Raw genomic sequence first — 26,002 nt, 5'->3', positions numbered from 1 at the left:
TGAGCTGACATGCCCGTCGACATGCGCACGTTCCTCGCGCACGTGGAGCTCGCCAACCCCGTCACCACGGCCGCCGGCTGCGCCGCCTCCGGCCGCGAGCTGGCCCAGTTCTTCGACCTGCACCGGCTGGGCGCGCTGACCACCCGCTCCATCACGATGGCGCCGCGCGCCGGCCGCCCCACACCGCGCATGGCCGAGACCGCCTCCGGCATGCTCAACGCCGTCGGCCTCCAGGGGCCGGGCATCGACGCCTTCCTCGAACGCGAGCTGCCCTGGCTCGCCCAGCGCGGCATCAGGACCATCGTGTCCATCGGCGGCGGCACCGTCGCCGAGTACTCCGAGCTGGCCCGCAGGCTCGCCGACGCGCCCGGCGTCACAGCGCTGGAGGTCAACCTGTCGTGCCCCAACATCGAGGACCGCGGCCGGGTCTTCGCCCGCGAGGGCGGCGCCGCGGCCGAGGTGATCGCCTCGGTGCGCTCCATCATGCGCTACGACGTCCCGGTGGTGGCCAAGCTGGCCCCGGACGTGGCCGACATCGTGGCCGTCGCCCGCGCCTGCGTGGACGCCGGGGCCGACGCGCTGTCCATGATCAACAATCCGCTCGGCATGGCCATCGACACCATGGCGCTGCGGCCGTCGCTGGCCGCCGTGACCGGAGGGCTGTCGGGGCCCGCCATCCTGCCGCTGGCCGTACGGTGCGTGTGGCAGGTCCACGCCGCGCTGCCCGGGGTGCCGCTGATCGGCGTCGGCGGCGTCATGAGCGGCGAGGACGCCTTCCAGCTCATCCTGGCGGGCGCCTGCGCCGTCGGGGTGGGCACGGCGCTGTTCCACGACCCGTACGCGTGCCTGCGCATCGAGCGCGAGCTGGAGGACCTGCTCCAGGCGCGCGGCTTCCAGCGGCTGGCCGACGCCGTCGGCCTGGCCCACCGCCCGCCGGGGAGCGCCCCCCGGCACCTGCCCGTCGACTCTGAGGAGAGCTCCCCGTGACGCCCGCACCCATCGCCGTCGCCCTCGACGCCCCTGACCTGGAGACCGCCGCCCGCTGGGCCGGGCTGGTGACCCCGCATGTCAGCACCGTCAAGGTGGGCCTGGAGCTGTACCTGCGCTACGGGCCGGACGTCATCGCGTCCGTGCGCGGGGCGAGCGGCGTCCGCGTCTTCCTCGACCTGAAGCTGCACGACATCCCCAACACGGTCGCCGGGGCCGCCAAGGCCGTCTCCCGCCTGCGCCCGGCCATCCTGACCGTCCACGCCGCGGGCGGCCCCAGGATGATCCAGGCGGCCGTGGAGGCCGCCCCGCACACGCAGATCGCCTCCGTGACCGTTCTCACCTCGCTCAGCGAGGCCGACCTGGCGCGCATCGGCCTGGAGGGCCCGGCGGACGACGCGGTGCGCCGCCTCGCGGCCATGTCGGTCGAGGCGGGCGCCACGGCTCTCGTGTGCAGTCCCAACGAGGTCGCCGCCGTCCGGGCGGAGGTGGGGCCGGACATCACCCTCATCACGCCGGGGGTGCGGCCCGCGGGGGCGGACGTCCAGGACCAGGCCCGGGTCGCCACGCCGGAGCAGGCGCTGGCGGACGGCGCGGACCTGCTGGTGATCGGCCGCCCCATCACGGCCGCCCCGGACCCCGGCGCCGCCGCCGCCTCCATCGCCGCCGCCCTCCGCCGCACCACACCCTCCTGACCGCAGGGGGCCCGACTTTCACGGGCCCCATCTCGCGGGCCTCCACGTTCGCGGGCCGACCGCACGGGCCCTCACTCTCGCGGCCTGACTTTCGCGGGCCTCCACGTTCGCGGGCCTCCACCTTCGCGGGCCCGACCGGACGGGCGCGCACTTTCGCGGGCCCGATTTTCGCAGGCACGACTTTCGCGGCCCGACCGCACGGGGTCTGCCTCCGCGAGCTCCGCGCCCGTTCGGGGCGGGCCTGTGCCTCCGGGCCGCCCCGTGCGCCACCGGAGGCCTTCCCGCGCCGTCGAGGACCCTCCTGGGCGCGCCCGAGGCGTCCCGAGCCCAAGGGCCCCACTGGGCGTGCCGGCCGCGTCCCGCGGGGAGCGTTCGCGCGCCGCCCGCGAGCCCCGGTGGCCGCCCCGCCGGCGGCAGGCCGCGCCGCGAGATGCGGCCTGCCGGACGTCGCGCACCCGCGCGAACCCGCGTCGCGCACGAAGGCGTGACAGGGCCCGCGCGGAGCCGTCGTCCCCCGGGCCGGGGAGCGTCCCCACGAACAAGATCAAATCATGGCACAAGCCTCACAGCACCGCGACTGCGACAGGTTTGGGACGCCGTTCGACGTGGGGTTTCGGACGCCAGGATCGCCGAGAATGCGATCATCGTCCCCTTTGTTGCCGGACCTCCCAAGCGTCGGGAGAAGCGGGAAGTGAAGGCGATTTCGTCAGCACACCGTAGCGTCATGGACACACAAAGTGACGAAGTTGACTTTGTCAGGAGAGAAACTGGCCTTGGCGTTGCTTAGGGGTCGATGACCAGCTAGTTTCCCTTCCCGTCCGAGTACGTCGACAAGAAATTCGAGGTGACCCGGCGTGGCTCTTCCTCCCCTGACCCCTGAGCAGCGCGCCGCAGCCCTGGAGAAGGCTGCCAAGGCCCGTAAAGAGCGTGCCGAGGTCAAGAACCGGCTCAAGCACGGCGCGGTTTCTCTGGCTGAGGTGCTCAAGGATGGGCAGACCGACGACGTCATCGGCAAGATGAAGGTCTCGGCTCTGTTGGAATCGCTCCCCGGCGTGGGCAAGGTCCGCGCCAAGCAGCTCATGGAGCGGCTCGCCATCGCCGAGTCCCGCCGCGTGCGGGGTCTCGGCGCGAACCAGAGGGCTTCCCTCGAGCGCGAGTTCGGTGGCAACGAGAGCTAGTCTCTGTTCCACACGAAAGCGCAGGTTCGACGGGGGGTAGGAAGGTGACCGAGAGGTCATGGTCCGGCGATGCAAGGGCCCACGAGGCCGTCCGCGCCGGGACGAAGGTCGACTTCCTCCCCTCCGGTGACAGACGTCTGACGGTCCTGTCAGGGCCGTCGGGCGTCGGCAAGTCCACGGTCGTCGCCGAGATCCGGCGGGCACACCCCGAGGTGTGGCTGTCGGTCTCGGTGACCACCCGCAGGCCCCGGCCCGGCGAGGTGCACGGGGTCCACTACTTCTTCGTCGACGGTCCCGAGTTCGACCGGCTCGTCGAGGCCGGCGAGCTGCTGGAGTGGGCGGAGTTCGCGGGCAACCGCTACGGCACGCCGCGCGCGGCCGTGCTGGAGAGGCTCGCCGCCGGCGTCCCCACCCTGCTGGAGATCGACCTGGAGGGCGCCCGGCAGGTACGGCGGAGCATGCCGGACGCGCTGCTGGTGTTCCTCGCCCCGCCCAGCTGGGAGGAGCTCGAGAAGCGGCTGCGCGGGCGCGGCACCGAGCCCGAGGACGTCATCGCCCGCCGCCTGGAGGCCGGCCGGGTCGAGATGGCGGCCGAGAAGGAGTTCGACCTCACCCTGGTGAACACGGATGTCGAAGACGTGTGTCATCGGCTGATAGATTTGATGACCGACCCTCTGGGGGTCACGACAACCACCAACCGAGAGGTCTGACAATCGTGGCAGGCACGGCTCCGGTCGCCGAGGGCATCACCAACCCGCCGATCGACGCGCTGCTCGACATCGTCGACAGCAAGTACTCCCTGGTGATCATGGGCGCCAAGCGCGCTCGCCAGATCAACGCCTACTACTCGCAGCTCGGCGAGGGCCTGCTCGAGTACGTCGGCCCGCTGGTCGAGACGCACGCCCAGGAGAAGCCCCTGTCCATCGCGCTGCGCGAGGTCTCCGAGGGCCTGCTCAACGCCGAGCCCATCGAAGGCGCGGTCTGACCCCTTCGATGAAGGTCGTCCTCGGCGTCAGCGGCGGCATCGCGGCCTACAAGGCGTGTGAGCTCCTCCGGCTCTTCACCGAGTCCGGGCATGAGGTGCGGGTCGTGCCGACCCGCGAGGCGCTGCGGTTCGTGGGCGAGCCCACCTGGGCCGCCCTGTCCGGCCACCCGGTGTCGGCCGAGGTGTGGGACGACGTCCACGAGGTGCCTCACGTCCGCATCGGACAGGGCGCCGACCTCGTCGTCGTGGCGCCCGCGACCGCCGACGTGCTCGCCAGGGCCGCCCACGGGCTGGCCGGCGACCTGCTCACCAACACCCTGCTGACCGCCCGGTGCCCCGTGGTGTTCGCCCCCGCGATGCACACCGAGATGTGGCAGCACCCCGCCACCCGCGCCAACGTCGCGACGCTGCGCGAGCGGGGCTCCGTCGTGATCGACCCGGCCGTGGGCCGGCTCACCGGCGCCGACACCGGCCCCGGCCGCCTGCCCGACCCGGCCGAGATCTTCCAGGTGTGCCTGCGCGTGCTGCGCGGCCGCCCCCGCGACCTGGCGGGGCGCAAGGTGGTGATCTCCGCCGGCGGCACCCGCGAGGCCATCGACCCGGTCCGCTACATCGGCAACCGCTCCTCCGGCCTTCAGGGCTACGCCCTCGCCCGCACGGCCGCCGCCCGGGGCGCCGAGGTCACCGTGGTCGCCGCCAACGTCCCCCTGCCCGACCCCGCGGGCGCCACGGTGGTGCGGGTGGAGTCCACGGCCGAGCTGCGCGACGCCGTGCTCGACGCCGCCCCCGCCGCCGACGTGGTGGTCATGGCGGCGGCGGTCGCCGACTTCCGGCCCGCCGCCCCCCAGGACTCCAAGATCAAGAAAACGGACGGGGAGCCGGAGCCGATCGCGCTGGTCAAGAACCCCGACATCCTGGCCGAGCTGGGCGAGCTGCGCCGCTCGGCCGCCGGATCCACCCCGGCCACCGTGGGCGCCGTCACGGGGGCTGTCACCGGCACCGTGACGGGCTCCGTGACCGGCGCCGTCGCCGGCGCCAGGACCGGGGCCGTCACAGGGGCCCCCGCCGGAGCCGCGCCGGGGGAGCGCCCGCCGTACCCTGAGGTGATCGTCGGGTTCGCCGCCGAGACCCACGACGTGCTCGCCAACGGCCAGGCCAAGCTCGCCCGCAAGGGCTGCGACCTGCTCGTCGTCAACCAGGTCGGCCCGGGCCTCGCCTTCGGCACCCCCGACAACGCGGCCGTGGTGCTGGTCGCCGGGGGAGACCCGGTCGAGGTGCCGCGCGGGCCCAAGGAGGACGTCGCCGACGCCGTCTGGGACCTGGTCGCCGCCCGCCTCGCCTGACCCCGTCCAGGCGCCCTCTTCCGGACCGGTGGATTACCGGATCGGCTGTTGCTACACCCCCCGGTGCTGCGGATACTTGGCACGAAGGGGGACTCGATGCCGGTGAGCTCCGCTGTCAGGGATCGGTGCAGGACGTTGCTGGGAGACCAGGAGCAGATCCTCTACGTCTTCCCCGCGCTGTCCATCGGCCCGCCCGGAGCCGCCAACTTCCTCATCGTCGTCACCGACAGGGCCATCTCGGTCCTCGCCACCCGCATGCTCAGGACCGACCGACCCGTGTCCGTCTACGCCGCCTTCCCCCGCCACACCCGGCTCGGGCCGATCATGCAGGCTCCCGGGCCCGTGATCGAGCTCGGGTCCATGGCCTTCGAGTTCGACGAGGAGTACGCGGCCGTCGTCGCCGCGGCCGACGCCGAGGTGTTCGCCCCCGAGACGTTGCCCCCTGACCCCTTGCCCGATCTGTAAAGTCCCTTTTTGTGAAGTCCCTGTTCGCGTGGCGGTTTCGCGACCGGACGGCCGGTAGGGCTAGACTTCGGCGAGGCCCTGGCCCGTTCAGCAGCCGGAGCCGCACATCCGTCAGCAGCCGCTGCATGAGGAGCCACTGAGTTGTCACGCCGCCTGTTCACCTCGGAGTCGGTCACCGAGGGCCACCCGGACAAGATCGCTGACCAGATCAGTGACGCGATTCTCGACACCATGCTCAAGGACGACCCCAAGAGCCGGGTCGCCGTCGAGACGTTGATCACCACCGGCCAGGTCCACGTCGCGGGCGAGGTGACGACCGAGACCTACGTCGACATCCCCGGTGTCATCCGGGAGAAGATCCTGGAGATCGGCTACGACGCCTCCCACAAGGGCTTCGACGGCGCCTCGTGCGGCGTCTCGGTGTCCATCGGCGCGCAGTCGCCCGACATCGCCCAGGGCGTCGACGACGCCTACGAGCACCGTGTCAGCGGCGACGCCGACGAGCTCGACCGCCAGGGCGCCGGCGACCAGGGCCTCATGTTCGGCTACGCCTGCCGCGAGACGCCCGAGCTGATGCCGCTGCCGATCACGCTGGCCCACCGGCTCGCCAAGCGCCTGGCCGACGTGCGCAAGTCCGGCACCGTGCCCTACCTGCGTCCCGACGGCAAGACCCAGGTCACGATCGAGTACGACGGCGACCGGCCGGTCCGTCTCGACACCGTGGTGGTCTCCACGCAGCACGCGGCCGAGATCGACCTCAAGGAAATGCTGACGCCCGACATCAAGGAGCACGTGGTCGACCCCGTGCTCGCGGGCCTCGACATCGACATCGAGGGCTACCGCCTGCTCGTCAACCCGACCGGCCGCTTCGAGATCGGCGGCCCGATGGGTGACGCCGGCCTCACCGGCCGCAAGATCATCATCGACACCTACGGCGGCATGGCCCGCCACGGTGGCGGCGCCTTCTCCGGCAAGGACCCGTCCAAGGTCGACCGCTCCGCCGCCTACGCGATGCGCTGGGTCGCCAAGAACGTCGTGGCGGCCGGCCTGGCCGACCGCTGCGAGGTCCAGGTCGCCTACGCCATCGGCAAGGCCCAGCCGGTCGGCCTGTTCGTCGAGTGCTTCGGCACCGAGAAGGTGCCGGTGGAGAAGATCCAGGAGGCCGTCCTCCAGGTGTTCGACCTGCGCCCGGCCGCGATCATCCGTGACCTCGACCTGCTGCGCCCGATCTACTCCGAGACGGCCGCCTACGGCCACTTCGGCCGTGAGGGCTTCTCCTGGGAGTCCACCGACCGCGCCGAGAGCCTGCGCACCGCCGCGGGTCTCTGACCTCACCGGCCCGCCGGCCACACCGGCCCACGGCCTCCGATGCCGCGTCCCGCTCCGGCGGGACGCGGCATCCGCGCGTCCGGAGACGACCGGGAGGCGCTCCGGAGACGACCGGCAGCCGCGCGTCCGGAGACGACCGGGAGGCGAGGCGGCAGCCGCGCGTCAGGGGGTGGGCACGGTCTCCCGGGCCCAGGCCGCCAGCAGCCGGAGGGCGGTCTCCGACGGCGACCCCTGCTCCACGGTGTGCGCGATCAGCGCCTGGTCGGGGTCGTCGGGGAACCGCATGGTCTCGAACCCGAGGTCCAGCCGGCCCACCACGGGATGCAGGTAGACGTACCGCCCGTGGGTCTTGTCCTTCACCCGGTGCTCCTCCCACGCCCGCCGGAACTCCGGGCTGGCGGCCGCCAGCTCGTCCAGCAGCGCCGCGGTCCGCGGGTCGTCCGGGTGGCGGGCCGCGTCGAGACGCAGGTAGGCGACCACGTCACTGGCCTTGCCCGGCCAGTCCTCGTACAGGCCGCGCATCCCCTCGTCGAGGAACACCAGCCGCGCCAGGTTGCGCTGCTCCGGCGGCAGCGCGCCGAAGTCGGTGATCAGTGCCGCGGCGAGCCGGTTCCAGGCCAGGACGTCCGTGTCGCGGCCCACGATGTACGCGGGCACGCCGTCGGCCAGGTCCAGCAGGCGGCGCAGCCCCGGCCGGACCCGCTGGGGCTGCGCCGGCCCGCGCTCGCTCCCGGACCAGGGCCGCGCCAGCCGGTGGAGGTGCTCGCGCTCCACGTCGTCCAGCCGCAGGGCGCGGGCGACCGCGTCGAGCACCTCCTCGGAGAAGTGCAGGGTGCGGCCCTGCTCCAGGCGCACGTAGTGGTCCACGCTCACCCCGGCCAGCAGGGCCAGCTCCTCCCTGCGCAGCCCGGGGACGCGCCGCCGGCCCCCGTAGTCGGGCAGCCCCAACTCCTCGGGCCGCAGTCGCGCCCGCCGGGATCGCAGGAATTCGCCCAGCTCGGCGCGTCTGTCCAGTGCCATGCGGACCAGTATCCCGGACCGCCGGCTGCCGTTGCCTGGTCACGCCGTGCCCAGGCACGCGACGGCACTGGGTAGGGCCGCGGCGGGCGGCCAGAGTGATGACCGCCGGGAGGAACCCGGCGACCTCATCACACGGGAGAACGCTCTGATGACCACCACCCACCTGCCCACCAGCCCGCTCGGCCGCACCGGCATGGACATCAGCCGGGTCGGGTTCGGCTCCTGGGCCGTCGCGGGCTCCGGCTGGCGCTTCGGCTGGGGCGCCACCGACGACGCCCAGTCCGTCGCCGCGATCCGCCACGCCCTCTCCTCCGGCGTCAACTGGATCGACACCGCCGCCGTGTACGGCCTCGGCCACTCCGAGGAGCTCGTCGGCAAGGCCGTCGCGGACCTGCCCGGGCCCGAGCGGCCGTACATCTTCACCAAGGCCGGCCTCGTCTGGGACCCGGACGACCCGCAGGCCGCACCGCGGCGGATCATGCGCCCCGACAGCGTGCGGCGCGAGGTCGAGGACTCGCTGCGGCGCCTCGGCGTCGAGCGCATCGACCTGTACCAGGTCCACTGGCCGGACACCGGCGAGTCCCTGGAGTACGCCGGTGACGGATCCGGGGCGGTGTCGCCCAACGCCACCCCGCTGGAGGAGTACTGGCAGGTCATGGCCGACCTGAAGGCCGAGGGCAAGGTGCGGGCCATCGGCCTGTCCAACCACTCGCCGGAGCAGCTGGAGGCGGCCGAGCGGATCGCCCACGTCGACGTGATCCAGCCGCCGTTCTCGGCGATCAACCGCTCGGCGGCGGCCGAGATCGCCTGGGCGCACGCCCACGGCACCGGCGTGATCGTCTACTCGCCGCTCCAGTCGGGGCTGCTGACCGGCGCCTTCACCGCCGAGCGGGCCGCCGCGCTGCCCGCCGACGACTGGCGCTCGGCCCACCACGACTTCACCACCGGGCTGGCGGCCAACCTGCGCCTGGCCGCCGCGCTGCGGCCCGTCGCCGAGCGGCACTCCGCGACCGTGGCCGAGGTGGCGATCGCCTGGACGCTGGCGTGGCCGGGCATCACCGGGGCCATCGTGGGCGCCCGCCGGGCGGACCAGGTGGACGGCTGGGTGGGCGCCGCCTCCGTGACGCTCACCCCGGCGGACCTCGACGAGATCGCCGCCGCGATCACGGCCACGGGCGCGGGCTCCGGCCCGGCCCGCCCGTGACGGTCCACGGGCGGTCGGCATGGGGCTCGTCGTCGTCACCGAGTGCCTGGCCGCGCCGGGGTGGGAGGACCGGCTCCGCACCGCCCTGGAGGCGCTGATCGAGCCGTCCCTGGAAGCGCCGGGCTGCCTGGCCTACCAGCCGTACGCGGACCCGAACCGGCCCGCCCGGATGGTGGTCGTGGAGGAGTGGGAGGACGAGGGGGCGCTCGCCCGGCACCGGGACGGCGCTTCGTACCGGCACGCGTGCGACGTGCTGGACCTCGTCCTCGCCCGCCCGGTCACGGCGCGCAGGCTCGTGCCCGCCCGAAGCGGGTCCTGAGGCGAGGTCAGAGCATGGGCGGCGCCGGGCGAGGTGCCGGCGTGGTCCTGCAGGTCGCGGGGTTCTGGTAGACGTAGTCCGTGACAGACTCCGACGACGCCCTGCTGCCGCTCGACGCCGTGCGGCCCGCGGTGGTGCCGTCCAAGGGGGCCCCGGTTCCCGCGCCCTCCGACCCGGTGGCCAGGGTGGCGGTGGACAACCCGCTGCCCCACCTCGACCGGCCGTTCGACTACCTGGTGCCCGCCACGATGCACGAGAGCGCGCGGCCGGGGGTGCGGGTGCGGGTGCGGTTCGCCGGCAAGCTCGTCGACGGGTTCGTGCTCGAACGGGCCGAGCGCAGCGAGCACGCCGGGCCGCTGACCGCCCTGGAGCGGGTGGTCTCGCCCGAGCGGGTGCTGACGCCGGAGATCGCGGGCCTGGCCCGGGCGGTCGCCGACCGGTACGCGGGCACGTTCGCCGACGTCCTCCGCCTGGCCGTCCCGCCCCGCCACGCGAAGGCCGAGGCGGAGGTCCCGGCCGTGCCGGGGGAGCGGGACGGCCGCGCGGCCGAGCCCACCGCGGCCGAGCCCACCGCGGCCGAGCCGGCCACGGGCGAGCCCACCACGGCCAAGCCCACCACGGGCGAGTCCTCGACGGCCGCGCCGGGCGCCGGACCGTGGGACTCATACCCGGCCGGTGCCTCCTTCCTGAAGGCGCTCACGGAGGGCCGCGCCCCGCGCGCCGTCTGGCAGGCGCTGCCCGGCGCCCGCGGGTGGGCCCCCGAGGTGGCCGAGGCCGTACGGGCCACGCTGGACGGCGGCAGGGGGGCCGTCGTGGTCGTGCCCGACGGGCGCGACGTGGCCCTGGCCGACGCCGCGCTGGCCCGCGCGCTGGAGCCCGGGGCGCACGTGGCGCTCACGGCCGACCTCGGCCCGGCCGAGCGCTACCGCCGCTGGCTGCGCCTTCTCAGGGGCCAGGCGCGGGCGGTGGTGGGCACGCGGGCGGCGATGTTCGCGCCGGTGGCCGATCTGGGCCTGGCGGTCATCTGGGACGACGGCGACGACCTGCACGCCGAACGGCTCGCCCCCTACCCGCACGCCCGCGAGGTGCTGGCGCTGCGGGCGTACCGCTCCGGCGCGGCCATGCTCGTCGGCGGCTACACCCGCACCGCCGAGGCCACCCAGCTCGTCGCCACCCGCTGGGCCCGGCCGATCGTCGCCTCCCGCCAGACCGTGCGGAGCCTCGCCCCGCGCGTACGGCCGGCCGGCGAGGACGCCGAGCTGGCCAAGGACCAGGCGGCCCGCGCGGCGCGGCTGCCCAGCCTGGCCTGGCGGGCGCTGCGCCAGGGCCTGGAGGAGGGGCCGGTGCTGGTGCAGGTGCCCCGGCGCGGCTACCTGCCGGCCGTGGCGTGCCAGCGGTGCCGCGCCCCCGCCCGGTGCGCCCTGCCCCCCACCCGTCTCGCCCCCTCGCCCGCCGGACCGGCCGGACCCGCCGGGGAGCAGCAGCCGGAGGCCGGGATGCTGGCCGTGGCGGGGGAGGAGCCGCTCTGCCACGGCCCCCTCGCCCTGCGCGCGGGGCACGCCGCCCCCTACTGCCGCTGGTGCGGGCGCGTCGACCCCGGTTGGCGGTGCCCCCACTGCGGCGGGGCGCGGCTGCGGGCCGTGATCGTCGGGGCCCGGCGTACCGCCGAGGAGCTCGGCCGCGCCTTCCCCTCCACGCCCGTGCGCACGTCCGGCCGTGACGGGGTGCTGGCCACCGTGCCGGCGGCGCGGGCCCTGGTCGTCGCCACGCCCGGCGCGGAGCCGGTCGCGGAGGACGGGTACGCCGCCGCGGTGCTGCTCGACGCGTGGTCGCTGCTCGGCCGGGCCGACCTGCGGGCCTCCGAGGAGGCGCTGCGCCGGTGGATGAACGCCGCCGCCCTGCTCCGTCCCGCCGCCGAGCTGGTGGTGCTGGCCGACGCCGGGCTGCCGGCCGTACAGGCGCTGCTGCGGTGGGATCCGATCACGCACGCCGAACGCGAGCTGGCCGACCGGGCCGAGCTGGGCTTCCCGCCCGCGGTCCGCATGGCGACGCTCACGGGCGTCTCCTCCGCGGTGCGGCAGATGCTCGACGAGGTACGACTGCCCGCCGACGCGCAGGTGCTCGGCCCGGTGCCGATCGACGAGGCGGGACAGGAGCGCGCCATGATCCGCGTGCCACGCCCGGGAGGAGCGGTACTGGCCGCGGCGCTCAAAGGGGCCAGCGGAGTGCGCGCGGCGCGTAAGGCGCCGGATGTCGTGAGGGTGAGTGTCGACCCGCTCGACCTGATTTAGGCCGTTTCCCCGATTCGCTCATCTGTAAGTCAGCCGTTAGCGTGCCTTTGTGTCGATCGAATGGGTGAACCAGGCCATCGACGACCTGCGTGCTTGGGGACGGGCGCGGGGAGTCGAGGTGGACGCGGACGAGGTCCGCCTGCTCTGCGACTACGCCAGCGACTACCTCGACGTCAACGCGCCGGGCGACTTCACCCCCGCCGCGTTCGACGAGCTGCTGCTGTCCATCTACCCGCGCAAGGTCATCACCCCGCCCGAGAGCGCCCCCCAGACCGTGGCCGCCGCCCGCACCCTGGTCGACTACCTCCAGGACACGGGCGGGGCGAGCGCCGCCGTCGCGGGGGAGATGCGCGACCGGATCGACGACATCGAGCCCAGGATGTCCGACGCGCTCGCCGACGAGTCCAACTTCGGCATGGCCAAGAGCCTGTTCAGCTCCATCGGGCCCGAGTCCCTGGAGCAGTCCATCGCGATCCCCTCCGGCGAGCTGCCCGACCTGGGTGAGGCGCCCTGCGACTGCCCGGGGTGCTCGCCGCTGCCCGGCGTGCGGCTCGTCCCGCCGGAGGACCTGCTGGAGGCGCTGGAGCGCGTGCCGCTCTGGACGGCCGTGCAGGGGGGAGAGGGGGAGCAGTCGTACGAGGAACTGGTCGGCGAGTTGCGGCGGCACCTCGACAACGCCGAATCGGATGCCGACGCCGAATCAGCTGGCGCCGCCGGCTCAGGTGACGACGGCGAATCAAGTGACGAGGGCGGCTCAGGTGACGACGGCGAATCAAGTGACGACGGCGGCTCAGGTGACGACGCGGGGGAGGTGGTGTTGGGGCGGTGGGCGCGCGTGGTGGCCTACCTCGTAGACCACGACACCCGCGGCGCCGTCACCGGGAGCGCCGAGCTGGACGAGGAGCTCTACGACCTGTTCGACATGCTGTACCGGCTGCGGACCGGGGTGCCGGTCTCCGTCATCGGCGACTACCTCCAGGAGGTCGTGGACGACGGCGACGTGGACGTTCCGGCGACGCTGGAGCGGCTGGCCTGGTGCGGGCTGATCGAGAGGGCGCCCGGCCCGCCGGGATTCCTGCCGCCCCGCGGGCCGGGAGCGGGCGGGACGCGGCCGGGCGACGGCGGAGCCGGACCGGGGGGCCGCGGGCTCGCCCCGGTCGCGGGCCGCATCGGCGCCGCCCCGCACACCGGCCCGGGCCCCCAGCGCGGCTTCGGGGGCCGGCGCGGCTCAGGCGCGCCTTCGGCGCCCCACGGCGACGCGGCGGGCGGTACGGCGGGCCATGGCGGTACGGCCGGCCACGGCGGTCCGGCGGGCGGTACGGCAGACCATGGCGGTCCGGCGGGCGGTACGGCTGGCCACGGCGGTACGGCGGGGCTGACGCCGCTGGCCGTGTGGGCGCTGCGTGAGCACTACCTCGCGCTCGGCGTCGACGCCCCCGAGGCGCCCGACCTGGCCGAGACCGACGCCACCGGGCTGGTCGAGGGCCTGCTCGACGGCTTGCCCACCGAGGTGGCCGAGGACGACATCGCCCGCTGGCTCAGCCGCCGCACCCCCGGCGAGGCCGCCGCCCAGCTGCTGGCCGCCGCGTCCGGCGCGCCGGCCGTGGCCCGCGGCATCGCCGTCACCATCGTGGACCACCTGGGCGCCGAGGCCGAACCCGAGGTGCGCGCCGTCCTCGACGACACCGAGCTGCGCCCCCACGCGATCCACTGGCTCGCCTCCCGCGGCCTGCCGGCGCCCTCGCTCACCCAGGACGAGCTGCTCTGGGTCAGCGTCGACATGCTGGCGCTGGCGATGCCCGCGGCCGAGGAGGACCCCGACATCTTCGCCGAGAACATGGCCGCCTCCGGCCCGCCCGCCCACCTCATCGAGGAGATGTGGCGCGTGGACCACCCCGACGTGGTGGACGTGCTGGAGCTGCTCGGCCGTTCCATCCCCGACGGCACGGTCGCCAAGGCGGCGCGCAAGGCCGCGTTCAAGGCGCGCTCCCGGGCGATCAGGTAGGACCCCGACGGCCCCGACCGGGATCACGCGATGAGTACGTCCCTGTGACTTGTGTGCAGTAAGTTTCGTGGGTGGCCAACAATGTCTTCGACCTCGCCGAGCTGCGCAAGCTGATCGATGAGCAGCCCGCCGTGCCGCCGCGCTCGCCGCAGGAGACGGCTGAGGAGCACGAGGCCCTGACGTTCCCGCCCGTGACCCTCCTCCCCGACGCGGAGCTGGCCCGGCTGGTGCCCGCCGTGCCGCTCGTGGCCGACGCCATCCGCCTCGCCGCGTGGACCGGCACCCGCCCCGTCACCCCCGAGGGGCTGCTTCCCGAGCCTGACGCGGCCGCCGCGGCCGAGACCCTCGGCGTCGAACCGGCGCGGCTGCGCCTCCTCTGGATCGTCGCCGTCAACACCGGCCTGCTGCAGATCATCCGCGGCCAGGCGCTGCGCGGCCCGCTGCCGGAGCTGCTCACGGTCGAGGCGACGCTGGAGTTCTGGGACGGCGTGGTGATGGACGTCCTCGACCGCGCCGACGAGGGGCTGACCGGCTCCGTCGTGGTCGACGAGCACCTCGCCGAGATGCTGGCCACCGTCTACTCCGTGCGCTCCGGCGTCGCCGTCGCCAACCTCGCGCGGGGCATCCTCCAGTCCCACGAGGTCGCCTGCCGGCCGGGCACGGTGCAGCTGCGCCGGCTGGCCGCCTCGCTGCCCGCCGAGCTGCTGGAGGCGCTGTCCCTGCTCGCGTACTGCGGCCTGGTCGAGCAGACCGACGCGGGCCGCACGGCGCTCACGCCCCTCGGGGTGTGGGCGATCCGCCGCGACCTGCTGCGCGAGGGCCACGACGCGCCGACGGCCGCCGAGGTGGAGGTGTTCGCCGACCTGTCGGCCGCCGAGCTGGTCGAGGCGCTGGTGAAGGGCGCCGCGACGCAGAGCGCCGTGGCGGGCTGGCTCGAACGCCGCCCGCCCGAGGAGGCCGCCCGCGAGCTCGTCGAGATCGCGGCGCAGGGCACGGCCGGGCAGCGCGGCGCCGTCGGCGCCATCCTGGAGGAGCTCGGCCCCGAGGCCGAGGCGCCGGTGCGCCGGGCGCTGGAGCTGCCGCTGATGCGCCGCTACGCCGCGTCCTGGCTGCACATCCGCGACCTCGAGGCCCCCGCGCTGAGCGCCGACGACCACACCTGGATCGCGGTCGACTCCCTGGCGGCGCTCATGCACCTGTCCGGCCACGCCGCCGGGCGGCTCGACCCGCCCGAGCCCGGCGAGGACCTGATCCGGCTCGTCGGCGAGATGCCCGCCGTCGACCACCCCGACACGATCGCCGTCCTCGACATGCTCGCCTCCGCCCACGACGACCCCGCCGTCGTCAAGGCGGCCCGCAAAGCGGCGATGAAGGCGCGATCCCTGGAGCACACTAAACTGGGCTCACCCCACCGAAGCGAAACGGAGTGACCCCTTGGCGATCCAGTCGATCCGGCTGTTCGGAGACCCGGTGCTGCGCACCCCGGCGGCCCCTGTCGTCGACTTCGACAAGGAGCTCCGCAAGCTGGTCAAGGACCTGACCGACACGATGATGGACGCGCCGGGCGCCGGCCTGGCCGCCCCGCAGATCGGCGTCGGGCTGCGCGTGTTCACCTACTACGTGGACGACCAGCTCGGCCACCTGATCAACCCCGACCTCGACCTGTCCGCCGAGCTCGACGAGGAGGGCGAGGAGGGCTGCCTGTCCTTCCCGGGGCTGTCCTACCCGACGCCGCGCGCCGTCCGCGCCGTGGCCAAGGGCTTCGACATGCACGGCGAGCCGATCGTGCTCGAAGGCACCGACCTGATGGCCCGCTGCTTCCAGCACGAGACCGACCACCTCGACGGCATCCTGTTCATCGACCGGATGGACCCCAAGCAGCGCAAGCTCGCCATGAAGGCGATCCGCGAGGCGGAGTGGAGCGGGCTGTCCGCGCCGGCGGTCAAGTTCTCCCCGCACGCCACCGGCGGAAGGGCGCTCTGAGCCGATGCGCCTGGTCTTCGCGGGCACGCCCGAGACGGCGCTGCCGTCGCTCCGCGCGCTGATCGACTCGCCGCGGCACGACGTGGTGGCGGTCGTCACCCGCCCCGACGCCCAGTCGGGCCGGGGCCGCAAGGTCCACCCCTCGCCGGTCGCCGAGCTGGCCGAGGAGGCGGGCATCCCGGTGCTCCGTCCCGCCAAGGCCGGCGACCCCGAGTTCCTGAAGCAGCTGGCCGAGCTGGAGCCCGACTGCTGCCCCGTGGTGGCCTACGGCGCGCTGCTGCCGCAGTCCGCGCTCGACGTGCCGCGCCACGGCTGGATCAACCTGCACTTCTCGATCCTGCCCGCCTGGCGCGGCGCCGCCCCGGTGCAGCACGCGATCCTGCACGGCGACGAGATCACCGGCGCCTCGACGTTCCAGATCGTCAAGGAGCTGGACGCCGGGCCCGTCTACGGCGTGCTCACCGAGGAGGTGCGGCCGGACGACACCAGCGGCACGCTCCTCGACCGGCTCGCCCTGTCCGGGGCCGGGCTGCTCGCGGCCACGCTCGACGGCGTCGAGGACGGCACGCTGGAGGCCCGCCCGCAGCCGCCCGACGGGGTGAGCGTCGCCCCCAAGATCAACGTCGTGGACGCGGAGGTCGACTGGTCGGCGCCCGCCATGCGGATCGACCGGCTCGTCCGAGCCTGCACCCCCAACCCCGGCGCCTGGACGACGTTCCGCGGTCAGCGGCTCAAGCTCGGCCCGGTCGCCCTCGCGCCGTCCGCCGGCGCCCTCGCCCCGGGCGCCATCGCCGCGGGCAAGAACTCCGTCCTCGTCGGCACCGCCACCCACCCGGTCGAGCTGGACGCGGTGCAGCCGCAGGGCAAGCGGGTGATGAGCGCGGGAGAGTGGGCGCGGGGGGCACGCGTCGAGAACGGCGACCGGTTCGAGTGACCGGGCCGCACGGTGCCGGCCGACGCGGTCGGCACCGGCCGGCGCCGGGCGGCGTGACCAGGTGGCGTGGGCCGCTCGGCCTGACCGGGTCAGGTGGCCGGGCGGCGTGACCGGTCGGTTCGCACCGGTAGGCCTGAACCGGGCCGTGTTCCGGGCCGTGTTCCGGGGCGTGTGTCCGGGCGGCGGGATCGTGAGGCATGACCGTCGCGTGAATCGTGCGGCGGGACGGATCGCAGACATGAGGGAAATCCGGGGATGAGCAGCAGCGGGGGCCGTGGGCCCGAGGACCGTGGCACGGGCCGCCAAGGCGGTCGCGGCCGGGATCGGGCCGCCGGCGGGCAGGCGCGGGCGGGCGGTCCCGGAGGTGGAAGAGCCGGACGTGGGCGCGGCGGAGCCGGCAGGGCACCGCGTGACCCCGCGCGTAACGCCGCGTTCGACGTCATGCGCGCCGTCGACGAACGCGACGCGTACGCCAACCTGCTCACCCCGCGCCTGCTGCGCGAACGCGGGCTGACGGGGCGCGACGCGGCCCTGGCCACCGAGCTGGCCTACGGCACCCTGCGCGGCCTCGGCACGTACGACGCGATCATCGCGATCTGCAGTGACCGCGCGCCCGACCCCGGCGTGCGCGACGCCCTGCGGCTGGGCGCCCATCAGCTCCTCCGGATGCGCGTCCCGCCGCACGCGGCCGTGGGCACCACGGTCGACCTGGTACGGCAGCGCATCGGCCCGGGAGCGGCCAAGTTCGTCAACGCGGTGCTGCGCAAGATCGCCTCACGCACGCTCGAAGAATGGCTGCCGATCGTGGCGCCGGACCTCGCCGACGATCCGTCGGGTCATCTCGCGGTCGTCCACAGCCACCCGCGCTGGGTGGTCAGCGCGTTCCGCGACGCGCTCGGGGGCGAGATCGAGGAGACGGCCGAGCTGCTCGCCGCCGACAACGCCCGGCCGCTCGTCACACTGGTGGCCCGGCCGGGGCGCTCGTCCCGGCGGGAGTTGCTCGACGCGGGCGCCGAGCCCACCCGCTACTCCCCGTACGGGGCGCACCTGACGGAGGGCGACCCGGGCCGGATCGCGGCGGTCGCCGAGACCCGCGCGGCCGTGCAGGACGAGGCCAGCCAGCTCGTCGCCCTCGCCCTGACCCGCGTACCCCTCGGCCCGGCCGGTCCGGGAAGCGGGGCCGGTGAGGGGCGCGAGGAGCTGTGGCTGGACATGTGCGCCGGCCCGGGCGGCAAGGCGGGCCTCCTGGACGCCGTCGCCACGTACGGGGATCTGACGGGCGTGCCGTCGAGTGCCGCCGGTCCGGCTCATGCCGGTGCGCCCGCGGCCGGCGACGGCCGGGGCGACGCGGATCACGAGCGGCAGGGGCCGGTGGCGTTCCGGGGTGGAGCGCGGCTGGTGGCGGCCGACGTGCAGCCACACCGGGCGCGGCTCGTGTGGCAGACCACCCGGGACGCGGGCGTGATCACCGCCGACGGCACCCGGCCCGCCTGGCGGCCCGGGACGTTCGACCGCGTCATGCTCGACGCCCCCTGCACGGGGCTGGGCGCGCTGCGGCGCAGACCCGAGGCGCGGTGGCGGCGCGACCCCGCGAGCGTGGCCGAGCTGGGGCGGCTCCAGCGCGCCCTGCTGAGCACCGCCCTCGACGCGACCCGTCCGGGCGGGGTCGTCGCGTACGTCACCTGCTCCCCGCATCTGGCGGAGACCCGGGTCGTGGTCGGCGACGTGCTCGCGCGCCGCGACGACGCGGAGCGGCTCGACGCGCGCGCGTACCTGCCCGAGGTCGAGGGCCTGGGGGACGGCCCGTACGCCCAGTTCTGGCCGCACCGCCACGGCACCGACGCGATGTTCCTCGCCCTCCTCCGCAAGCGCGGGTAGCGGTCCGCGTGATCCGGCGGTGCGCGCGCGAGGGCGCGCGTGCGGATGCGGGGGCGTGCCGGAGAGCGGGGCACCCGAACCGGCGGCCGCGTGCCGGGGAGCGGGCGGCTGACCCGGCGGCCGCGTGCCGGGGCCGGGTTCAATAGACTCGGCACATCATGGCCGTACAGATCTCTCCCAGCATCCTGTCCGCCGACTTCGCGCGGCTCGCCGACGAGGCCGCGGCGGTGTCCAACGCCGACTGGCTGCACGTCGACGTGATGGACAACCACTTCGTGCCCAACCTCACGCTCGGCCTGCCCGTCGTCGAGTCGCTGCGCAAGGCCACGTCCCTGCCGCTCGACTGCCACCTCATGATCGAGGACCCCGACCGGTGGGCGCCCGCCTACGCCGAGGCCGGCGCCGGGAGCGTCACCATCCACGCCGAGGCCGCGCGGGCGCCGGTGCGCACGCTGCGCCAGATCCGGTCGCTGGGCGCGCGGGCGGCGCTCGCCCTCAACCCGGGCACCGCCGTCGAGCCGTACGAGGGGCTGCTGGGCGAGATCGACATGCTGCTGCTGATGACGGTCGAGCCGGGGTTCGGGGGGCAGCAGTTCCTCGACATGGTGCTGCCGAAGATCCGCACCGCCCGCGCGCTGATCGAGCGGCACGGCGGCCAGATCTGGATCCAGGTGGACGGCGGGGTCACGAGCGAGACCATCGAGCGGGTCGCCGAGGCGGGGGCGGACGTGTTCGTCGCCGGTAGTGCCGTCTACGGGGCCAGCGACCCCTCGGCCGCCGTGGAGGCCCTGCGCGTCCAGGCCGCCGGCGTCACTCTCTGACGCGCGCTCGCTCCCTCTCCGGGCTGCTCCGGTGCAGCCCGGTCCCGAGCGTGGGTCAGGGGCCGGCGAAGAGGTCCACGAGGTCGTCGAAGGCGGCCACGAGGATGGCCCCGATCAGCCCGGCGACGCCCGCCACCACCACCCCGGCGAGCGCGGGCGACCCGGCGGGCTGGAGCAGGCCGAGCGCGGCGGTGATGATCAGCAGGCCGTTGCGGACGAGGTGACGGGCTCCGAGCGGGGCCGCGGACGCGCCGAAGCAGCGGCAGGGAGCGCGCTGTCCGCGCCGCAGCGCGACGGCGATCGCCACGGTGAACGCCGCCAGCAGCAGCAGGGCGAGCCCCAGGCCGTACGCCACGACGCCGGACACCCCCGCGACCAGCGGTACGGCCACCAGGAGCGCCACCAGCCCCTCCAACGCGGCCACCACGACCGCCAGCGGGCGGGTCAGAGCACGGGGCACGGGGACGAGGTCGGGCAGCGAGCGGGCGAACCCGGGCAGGTCGCGTGCCTTGGACACGGCCGTGATGGCGAAGACGACGGCGATCAGCCAGGCGCATCCGACCCGCACGTACTCCACTCGCGAACCTCCACCGTCCGTCGTACGTCCATCATGGCCACCGGCCGGGCAGAACACGGCGATCATGATGATCCGGCGGTCCGGGGCCCCGGCGCAATGGCGTACGTCACATTGGTGGGTCATGAAATATGCGGAAACGCGAATCGAGCCCAGACGCGACACCGGCAAAGTGACATAAACCCACCCATACCTGGGTAACTGCTCACTTATGACGGATCACGGCCTGTTCGGCCCCCGGTCGGTGACCTGGCGCGTGATGGGGGAGCCGATCCTCCTCGTCGGCGGGCTGCGCGCGCTGCTCATGCAGGGGCTGCACCCGCGCGCCATGCGCGGCGTCCTCCAGCACTCCGCCCTCATGGACCCGGCCGAGGCGTGGTCCCGGTTCGTACGCACCACGGAGTTCGTCCGCGTCCGTACGTACGGGACGACAGCCGAGGTGGAGCGGGCAGGCCGGCGCGTCCGCAAGATCCACGCCAGCCTGACCGCGCACGACCCCGACACCGGCGAGCAGTACCGGCTCGACGAGCCCGAGGCGCTGCGGTGGGTGCACGTCGGCGAGGTGGACTCCTACCTGACGGTGGCGCGGCGCGGCGGGGTCAAGCTCAGCGACGACGAGGCCGACGCGTTCGTGGCCGAGTGGCGGCGGGCGGCCGAAGTGGTCGGCCTCGCGCCGGACACCGTCCCCGGAACGGTCGGCGAGCTGCGTGACTACATCGAGGCGCAGCGCCCCGGCCTGCGGTTCGTGCCCGAGGCGGCGCACCCGCTGCGCCTGTCGCTGAACGCCCCGCTCCCGTTCATCCTCACGCCGCTGCGCGCGGCCGTGCCCGCGCTGACGATGCTGGCCTTCGCGACGCTGCCGCGCTGGGCCCGCAGACTGTACGGCCTGCCCGCCACCCCGGTCGGCGACCTGTGGGCGACGGCCACGCTGCGCGCCCTGCACACCGGCCTCGGGCTCGTCCCCGCCCAGGTCCGCTACTCCCCGGCGGCCCGCGAGGCCCGTCGCATCATGGCCGCGTGACATTTGACCAAGCGACCGCTTGGTTGCCATAGTGGGGGGTGCGCGCCTGTCACTTGCGGTGGCATGGCAAACTGGTACAAGAACAGAGCTAGCGTGCTCCGGGGTCGGTGAAACTCCGAACCGGCGGTTACAGTCCGCGACCCGGCCGATGCCATCGGCCGGTTGACCCGGTGAAATTCCGGGACCGACGGTCAAAGTCCGGATGGGAGGAAGCGCGCGGGTGTCCGGCGATCGCCGGGCGCCTCTGTGATGCGTACGCGCATCGCCCTATCCCCCGGGGCCCGCCATGGCCGAGAGCCGATGGCGAGGAGGAGACCCGGGGTGGAGACCAGGGCCGTGGCGGACGCCACAGATCCCGCGGCGCATGACACCGATCCGCTGACCCGTGAGACCGGATTCATGGCGCGCGCCGTCGAGCTGGCGGCGCGCGGGCACGGCACCACCAGCCCCAACCCCGTCGTGGGCTGCGTCGTCGTCGACGCAGCCGGACGGATCGCGGGGGAGGGCTTCCACGCCCGCGCCGGCGGGCCGCACGCCGAGGTCGTCGCGCTGCGGCAGGCCGGCGAGCGGGCGCGCGGCGGCACCGCGTACGTGACGCTGGAGCCGTGCGACCACACCGGCCGCACCGGGCCGTGCAGCCGGGCGCTGCTCGACGCCGGCGTCGCCCGCGTCGTGGTCGCCGTGCCCGACCCCACGCCACGGGCGGCCGGGGGAGCGGCCCGGCTGCGGGCGAACGGCGTCGCCGTCGAGACCGGGACCCTCGCCGAGGAGGCGGAGCGGGTCAACGCCGAGTGGCTGACGTTCGCGCGCCTGGGCAGGCCGCACGTGACGTGGAAGTTCGCCGCGACCCTCGACGGGCGCTCGGCCGCCGCCGACGGCACCAGCCAGTGGATCACCTCGCCCGAGGCCCGCGCCGACGTCCACCGGCTGCGGGCGCGGGCCGACGCGATCGTGGCGGGCATCGGCACCGTCCTGGCCGACGACCCCCGCCTCACCGCTCGCCCCGCCCCCGAGGGTCCCGCCGGGAGCAGTCCGTTGCGGGTGGTGGTCGACTCCGAGGGACGCACCCCGCCGCGCGCCCGCGTGCTGGACGGCGAGGCGCCCACGCTGGTCGCCGTGGCCCCCGGCGCCCCCACCCCCTTCGAGTCCCCGGCCGCCGAGGTGCTCCGCGTCCCCCGCGACCCCGACGGCGGCCTCGACCTCGTACCGCTGCTGCGGGAGCTGGCCCGGCGCGACATCGTCAGCGTGTTCCTGGAGGGCGGTCCCACCCTGGCGGGCTCCTTCCTGCGGCACGGCCTGATCGACCGGGTCGTGGCCTACGTCGCTCCCGCCCTCCTCGGCTCCGGCGCCGCCGCGCTGGGCGACGCGGGCGTCACCGGCATCGCCGGCATCCACCGCCTCGTCCTCGACGACGTCACCCGCGTCGGCCCCGACCTCCGCCTGACGGCCCGCACCGGGCCTTCCCTTCCCCGCACCCGCCCCCGCAAGGAGCAGTGATGTTCACCGGAATCATCGAAGAGAAGGGTGAGGTGGCCGCCCTCGTGCAGGACGGCGGCTCCGCCCGGCTGTCCGTGCGCGGCCCGCTCGTCACCTCCGACGCCTCCCACGGCGACTCCATCGCCGTCAACGGGGTCTGCCTCACGGTGGTGGAGGTCGACGGCGACGTGTTCACCGTGGACGTGATGCGGGAGTCGCTCGACCGCACCTCCCTCGGCCGGCTGCGGGAGGGCGCCGCCGTCAACCTGGAGCGGGCCGTGCGCGCCGACCAGCGCCTCGGCGGCCACATCGTGCAGGGCCACGTCGACGGCACCGCCGTGCTGCTGTCGCGCGAGCCCGGCGAGCGCTGGGACGACCTGCGCTTCTCCCTGCCCGGACCGCTCGCCCGGTACGTCGCCGAGAAGGGCTCCGTCGCCATCGACGGAATCAGCCTGACCGTCACGACGGTTGACGACGAAGACTTCGGCGTGAGCCTCATCCCCACCACGCTGAAGCTGACCACGATGGGCGAGCGCCGGGTCGGTGACCTGGTCAACATCGAGGTCGACGTGATCGCGAAGTATGTCGAAAGGCTGGTGGGCAAGCAGTGAACTGGGCAGAGGCCGGATTCACCGTGTTCGGCACCCATGTGCTCTGGACGGACCTGGTCGGCAACATCGCCGCCCTGGCCACGGTCCTGCTGGCGGTGCGCAAGTCCCTGTGGACGTGGCCGGTGCAGCTCACCGGCGCGGTGCTGCTGTTCATCGCCTCGATCAACGCCCACATCACCGGCAACGCGCTCAAGCAGGCGCTGTTCGGAGCGCTGGCGATCTACGGCTGGTGGGCGTGGCGGCGCGGCACCCAGGAGGGCGGACTGCCGGTGCGGCCCGCGACGAGCACCGAGCGCACCTGGCTCGTCGCCGTCATGCTGGTGGGCACCGCCGTGGTCGGCGTCCTGTTCTGGGTGACCGGGCTGTCGTGGGGGGCGCACGTTCCGCTGCCCAAGGGCGGTTTCCTGGTGGCCGCCGACGCCTACATCTTCGTCGGCAGCGCCGTCGCCACATGGGCGCAGGGCAGGGCCCTGGTCGACTTCTGGATCGTGTGGGTGGCGGTCGACCTGGTGGGCGTCCCGCTGGCGTTCAGCTCGGGGCTCGTGGTGTCCGGCGCGGTGTACGGGGTGTTCTTCGTGCTCGTCCTGTACGGGTTCGTCAAGTGGCTCAGGGAGTACCGGGCCCGGGTCGCCTCCGGCGGGACCGTGGCGGTGGCGTCGTGAGCGGCATCCGGTTCGACCCGGTCGAGCGGGCCGTCGCCGACATCCGCGACGGCCGGCCGGTCGTGGTCGTGGACGACGAGAACCGCGAGAACGAGGGCGACCTGATCTTCGCGGCCGGGAGGGCCACGCCGGAGCTGTGCACGTTCACGATCCGGCACACGAGCGGGATCATCTGCGTGGCCATGGAGGGGCGCGCCCTCGACCGGCTGGGCCTGCCGCTCATGGTGTCGCAGAACAAGGAGCGCATGCGCACCGCGTACACGATCACCGTGGACGCCCGCGACGGCGTCACCACCGGCATCTCCGCCGCCGACCGCGCCAGGACCATCCGCACGCTGGCCGACTCCGCGACCGAGCCGAACGAGCTGGTCCGGCCCGGCCACATCTTCCCGCTGCGCTACAAGGACGGCGGCGTGCTGGCCCGGCGCGGCCACACCGAGGCGGCCGTGGACCTGGCCCGGCTGGCCGGGCTGTCACCGGCCGGGGCGCTGGCCGAGATCGTCAACGACGACGGCACCATGGCCAGGCTCCCGCGGCTGCGCGCCTTCGCCGACGAGCACGGCCTGGCCCTCATCTCCATCGAGCAGCTCGCCGACCACCGGCGCCGCGTCGAGAGCATGGTCACCCGGGTCGCCGAGACCAACGTGCCCACCGCGTACGGGATGTGGCGGGCCTACGGCTACGCCAGCGCCCTCGACGGCGGCGAGCACGTCGCCCTCGTCTACGGCGACCTCGACGGCGGCGACGACGTCCTGGTCCGCGCCCACTCCGAATGCCTGACCGGCGACGTGTTCGGCTCGCTGCGCTGCGACTGCGGCCCGCAGCTCGACCACGCGATGGCCGCGATCGCCGAGGAGGGCCGCGGTGTGGTCGTCTACCTGCGCGGCCACGAGGGGCGCGGCATCGGCCTGCTCGCCAAGCTCAAGGCGTACAGCCTCCAGGACAACGGCAGCGACACCGTCGACGCCAACCTGGAGCTGGGACTGCCGGTGGACGCCCGCGAGTTCTCCAACGCCGGGCAGATCCTGGCCGACCTCGGCGTCAAGTCGGTCCGCCTGCTCACCAACAACCCGGCCAAGCTCCGGGGCATGGACGGCTACGGCATCGAGGTGCTCGGGCGCGAGCCCATGCCGGTGGCGATGAACCCCTACAACGAGCGGTACCTCACGGCCAAGCGCGAGCGCCTCGGCCACGACATCTCGGAGGCGTCATGAGCGGAGAGGGACGTCCCGCGAGCCCGGCGGCGCCGGACGCCTCGGGGCTGACGGTCGGCGTGGTGGCCGCGAGCTGGCACGCCAAGATCACCGACCAGCTCGTGGCGCGGGCCGTGCGGGCGTGCGACGACAGCGGCGCGAGCGCCACCGTCGTCCGGGTGGCCGGGTCGCTGGAGATCCCCGTCGTGGCGCAGGCGCTGGCCCGCCGCTGCGACGCCGTCGTGGCGCTCGGCGCGGTCATCCGCGGCGAGACCGCCCACTTCGACTACGTCTGCGACTCCGTGACGTCCGGGCTGACCCGGGTATCGCTCGACGAGAGCACCCCGGTGGGCAACGGCGTGCTCACCTGCGAGACGCTCGACCAGGCCCTCGACCGGGTCGGGCTGCCCGGCAGCAAGGAGGACAAGGGATACGAGTCGGCGGTCGCGGCGATGGAGACGGCACTCCTCCTGCGGGACCTCGCCTGAGCTGCGGTAGGTTCGACGCGTGCCCGAGCCTGTGTCCGCCCCGGCCCTGCCCGTCACCTGGCGCCCGCGCCGGGGGAGGATCGTCCCGTACGTCTTCGCCGTGCTCGTCGTCGCGGGGGCCGCGCTGATGGCGCTGCTCATCGCGGAGCCGTTCCAGCTCGCCGACCGGGTTGCGTTCGTGGTGTTCGGGCTGGCGGTGGCGTGGGTGCTGCACCTGCTCGGGCGGGTGCGCGTCGAGGCGGACGAGGAGGGCCTGACCATCGTCAACGCCCTGCGCACCCACCGCTACAGCTGGCCCGAGGTCATCGACATCACGCTCCTCGTGGGCGACCCGTGGCCCCGGCTCGACTTCTCGGACGGCCGTACGATCGGCGCGATGGGCATCCAGGGCTCGGAGAAGGCCCGCGCCCGCCGTGCCACGGCCGAGCTGTCCGCCCTCATCCGCGAGCGCGGCGAGGCCCGCGAGGACTGACGCCGGACGGTCCGGCGCGTAGCCTGAAAGCGTGCTGGGGCGGACGGGTGAGGCGAGAAGCGCGGTCG

At 74.4% G+C, this 26,002-nt stretch carries 26 protein-coding genes and 1 riboswitch; of the genes, 24 read left to right on the top strand and 2 right to left on the bottom strand.

The window, feature by feature from the left end; translation table 11 throughout:
• The first annotated feature begins 9 nt into the window (after positions 1-9).
• From ACIBG4_RS03250 to metK, 8 genes are all read left to right on the top strand, one after another.
• Positions 10-987: a dihydroorotate dehydrogenase gene (locus ACIBG4_RS03250; RefSeq protein WP_310714351.1), complete on the top strand. Its 978-nt coding sequence runs from the start codon at positions 10-12 to the stop codon at positions 985-987.
• Positions 984-1,682, top strand: a complete 699-nt coding sequence (gene pyrF, locus ACIBG4_RS03245) for an orotidine-5'-phosphate decarboxylase (RefSeq protein WP_355447153.1) — start codon at positions 984-986, stop codon at positions 1,680-1,682. Before ACIBG4_RS03250 ends, pyrF begins: the two co-directional genes overlap by 4 nt.
• An 854-nt stretch (positions 1,683-2,536) precedes the next feature.
• A complete protein-coding gene (gene mihF, locus ACIBG4_RS03240) occupies positions 2,537-2,860 on the top strand; it encodes an integration host factor, actinobacterial type (RefSeq protein WP_020541698.1) in 324 nt (107 codons plus the stop codon).
• A 137-nt stretch (positions 2,861-2,997) separates the two neighbouring features.
• Positions 2,998-3,570 (top strand): guanylate kinase, encoded by a 573-nt coding sequence (gmk, locus tag ACIBG4_RS03235; protein WP_310714420.1) that lies wholly within the window; start codon positions 2,998-3,000, stop codon positions 3,568-3,570.
• Positions 3,571-3,575: 5 nt separating this feature from the next.
• The gene (gene rpoZ, locus ACIBG4_RS03230; protein ID WP_310714360.1) at positions 3,576-3,845 is read left to right on the top strand and encodes a DNA-directed RNA polymerase subunit omega; all 270 of its coding nucleotides are present in this window, start codon (positions 3,576-3,578) and stop codon (positions 3,843-3,845) included.
• An 8-nt stretch (positions 3,846-3,853) separates the two neighbouring features.
• The gene (gene coaBC / locus ACIBG4_RS03225; RefSeq protein ID WP_397200444.1) at positions 3,854-5,188 is read left to right on the top strand and encodes a bifunctional phosphopantothenoylcysteine decarboxylase/phosphopantothenate--cysteine ligase CoaBC; all 1,335 of its coding nucleotides are present in this window, start codon (positions 3,854-3,856) and stop codon (positions 5,186-5,188) included.
• Positions 5,189-5,323: 135 nt separating this feature from the next.
• Positions 5,324-5,653, top strand: a complete 330-nt coding sequence (locus ACIBG4_RS03220; protein ID WP_310714365.1) for a hypothetical protein — start codon at positions 5,324-5,326, stop codon at positions 5,651-5,653.
• Between the two features lie 141 nt (positions 5,654-5,794).
• Positions 5,795-6,982, top strand: a complete 1,188-nt coding sequence (gene metK, locus ACIBG4_RS03215; RefSeq protein ID WP_310714367.1) for a methionine adenosyltransferase — start codon at positions 5,795-5,797, stop codon at positions 6,980-6,982.
• 162 nt (positions 6,983-7,144) lie between these two features.
• On the opposite strand, the gene ACIBG4_RS03210 is transcribed toward metK, so the two are convergent.
• On the bottom strand, positions 7,145-8,002 hold the full coding sequence (locus ACIBG4_RS03210; RefSeq protein WP_397200443.1) for a helix-turn-helix transcriptional regulator: 858 nt from the start codon (positions 8,000-8,002) through the stop codon (positions 7,145-7,147).
• A 148-nt stretch (positions 8,003-8,150) separates the two neighbouring features.
• On the opposite strand from ACIBG4_RS03210, the gene ACIBG4_RS03205 reads away from it, so the two are divergent.
• From ACIBG4_RS03205 to rpe, 9 genes are all read left to right on the top strand, one after another.
• Positions 8,151-9,206: an aldo/keto reductase gene (locus ACIBG4_RS03205; RefSeq protein WP_397200442.1), complete on the top strand. Its 1,056-nt coding sequence runs from the start codon at positions 8,151-8,153 to the stop codon at positions 9,204-9,206.
• A gap of 19 nt (positions 9,207-9,225) precedes the next feature.
• Entirely contained in the window at positions 9,226-9,525 is a 300-nt protein-coding gene (locus ACIBG4_RS03200; RefSeq protein WP_397200441.1) for a putative quinol monooxygenase, read from the top strand.
• An 80-nt stretch (positions 9,526-9,605) separates the two neighbouring features.
• Positions 9,606-11,816: a primosomal protein N' gene (locus ACIBG4_RS03195; RefSeq protein WP_397200440.1), complete on the top strand. Its 2,211-nt coding sequence runs from the start codon at positions 9,606-9,608 to the stop codon at positions 11,814-11,816.
• 49 nt (positions 11,817-11,865) lie between these two features.
• Positions 11,866-13,821 (top strand): hypothetical protein, encoded by a 1,956-nt coding sequence (locus tag ACIBG4_RS03190; protein ID WP_397200439.1) that lies wholly within the window; start codon positions 11,866-11,868, stop codon positions 13,819-13,821.
• 71 nt (positions 13,822-13,892) lie between these two features.
• Positions 13,893-15,251: a hypothetical protein gene (locus ACIBG4_RS03185; protein WP_397200438.1), complete on the top strand. Its 1,359-nt coding sequence runs from the start codon at positions 13,893-13,895 to the stop codon at positions 15,249-15,251.
• Between the two features lie 4 nt (positions 15,252-15,255).
• The gene (gene def / locus ACIBG4_RS03180) at positions 15,256-15,804 is read left to right on the top strand and encodes a peptide deformylase (protein WP_397200437.1); all 549 of its coding nucleotides are present in this window, start codon (positions 15,256-15,258) and stop codon (positions 15,802-15,804) included.
• Positions 15,805-15,808: 4 nt separating this feature from the next.
• Positions 15,809-16,738 carry a methionyl-tRNA formyltransferase gene (fmt, locus tag ACIBG4_RS03175; RefSeq protein ID WP_355447181.1) on the top strand — a complete coding sequence of 310 codons (930 nt, stop codon included), beginning with the start codon at positions 15,809-15,811 and terminating at the stop codon, positions 16,736-16,738.
• A 255-nt stretch (positions 16,739-16,993) separates the two neighbouring features.
• Positions 16,994-18,616, top strand: a complete 1,623-nt coding sequence (locus tag ACIBG4_RS03170) for an RsmB/NOP family class I SAM-dependent RNA methyltransferase (RefSeq protein ID WP_397200436.1) — start codon at positions 16,994-16,996, stop codon at positions 18,614-18,616.
• Positions 18,617-18,774: 158 nt separating this feature from the next.
• On the top strand, positions 18,775-19,437 hold the full coding sequence (gene rpe / locus ACIBG4_RS03165; RefSeq protein WP_310714387.1) for a ribulose-phosphate 3-epimerase: 663 nt from the start codon (positions 18,775-18,777) through the stop codon (positions 19,435-19,437).
• Positions 19,438-19,492: 55 nt separating this feature from the next.
• On the opposite strand, the gene ACIBG4_RS03160 is transcribed toward rpe, so the two are convergent.
• On the bottom strand, positions 19,493-20,014 hold the full coding sequence (locus ACIBG4_RS03160; RefSeq protein ID WP_397200435.1) for a MauE/DoxX family redox-associated membrane protein: 522 nt from the start codon (positions 20,012-20,014) through the stop codon (positions 19,493-19,495).
• Positions 20,015-20,222: 208 nt separating this feature from the next.
• On the opposite strand from ACIBG4_RS03160, the gene ACIBG4_RS03155 reads away from it, so the two are divergent.
• From ACIBG4_RS03155 to ACIBG4_RS03125, 7 genes are all read left to right on the top strand, one after another.
• On the top strand, positions 20,223-21,032 hold the full coding sequence (locus ACIBG4_RS03155) for an oxygenase MpaB family protein (protein ID WP_397200434.1): 810 nt from the start codon (positions 20,223-20,225) through the stop codon (positions 21,030-21,032).
• An 89-nt stretch (positions 21,033-21,121) separates the two neighbouring features.
• Positions 21,122-21,252: riboswitch (FMN riboswitch) on the top strand.
• Between the two features lie 101 nt (positions 21,253-21,353).
• Positions 21,354-22,529, top strand: a complete 1,176-nt coding sequence (ribD, locus tag ACIBG4_RS03150) for a bifunctional diaminohydroxyphosphoribosylaminopyrimidine deaminase/5-amino-6-(5-phosphoribosylamino)uracil reductase RibD (RefSeq protein ID WP_397200433.1) — start codon at positions 21,354-21,356, stop codon at positions 22,527-22,529.
• Positions 22,529-23,119 (top strand): riboflavin synthase, encoded by a 591-nt coding sequence (locus ACIBG4_RS03145; RefSeq protein ID WP_355447199.1) that lies wholly within the window; start codon positions 22,529-22,531, stop codon positions 23,117-23,119. The genes ribD and ACIBG4_RS03145 overlap by 1 nt, the downstream gene beginning before the upstream one ends.
• Complete coding sequence (locus ACIBG4_RS03140; RefSeq protein WP_310714396.1) at positions 23,116-23,781, top strand: nicotinamide mononucleotide transporter family protein; 666 nt, start codon at positions 23,116-23,118, stop codon at positions 23,779-23,781. The genes ACIBG4_RS03145 and ACIBG4_RS03140 overlap by 4 nt, the downstream gene beginning before the upstream one ends.
• Positions 23,778-24,995 (top strand): bifunctional 3,4-dihydroxy-2-butanone-4-phosphate synthase/GTP cyclohydrolase II, encoded by a 1,218-nt coding sequence (locus ACIBG4_RS03135; RefSeq protein WP_397200432.1) that lies wholly within the window; start codon positions 23,778-23,780, stop codon positions 24,993-24,995. Before ACIBG4_RS03140 ends, ACIBG4_RS03135 begins: the two co-directional genes overlap by 4 nt.
• Positions 24,992-25,462 carry a 6,7-dimethyl-8-ribityllumazine synthase gene (ribH, locus tag ACIBG4_RS03130; protein WP_310714401.1) on the top strand — a complete coding sequence of 157 codons (471 nt, stop codon included), beginning with the start codon at positions 24,992-24,994 and terminating at the stop codon, positions 25,460-25,462. Before ACIBG4_RS03135 ends, ribH begins: the two co-directional genes overlap by 4 nt.
• 19 nt (positions 25,463-25,481) lie before the next feature.
• Positions 25,482-25,934 (top strand): PH domain-containing protein, encoded by a 453-nt coding sequence (locus tag ACIBG4_RS03125; protein ID WP_355447206.1) that lies wholly within the window; start codon positions 25,482-25,484, stop codon positions 25,932-25,934.
• Positions 25,935-26,002 lie beyond the last annotated feature (68 nt).

It is taken from the genome of Nonomuraea sp. NPDC050383 (assembly GCF_044459125.1).
Lineage (GTDB): Bacteria > Actinomycetota > Actinomycetes > Streptosporangiales > Streptosporangiaceae > Nonomuraea.
This window is presented reverse-complemented; position numbering and strand designations above follow the sequence as displayed.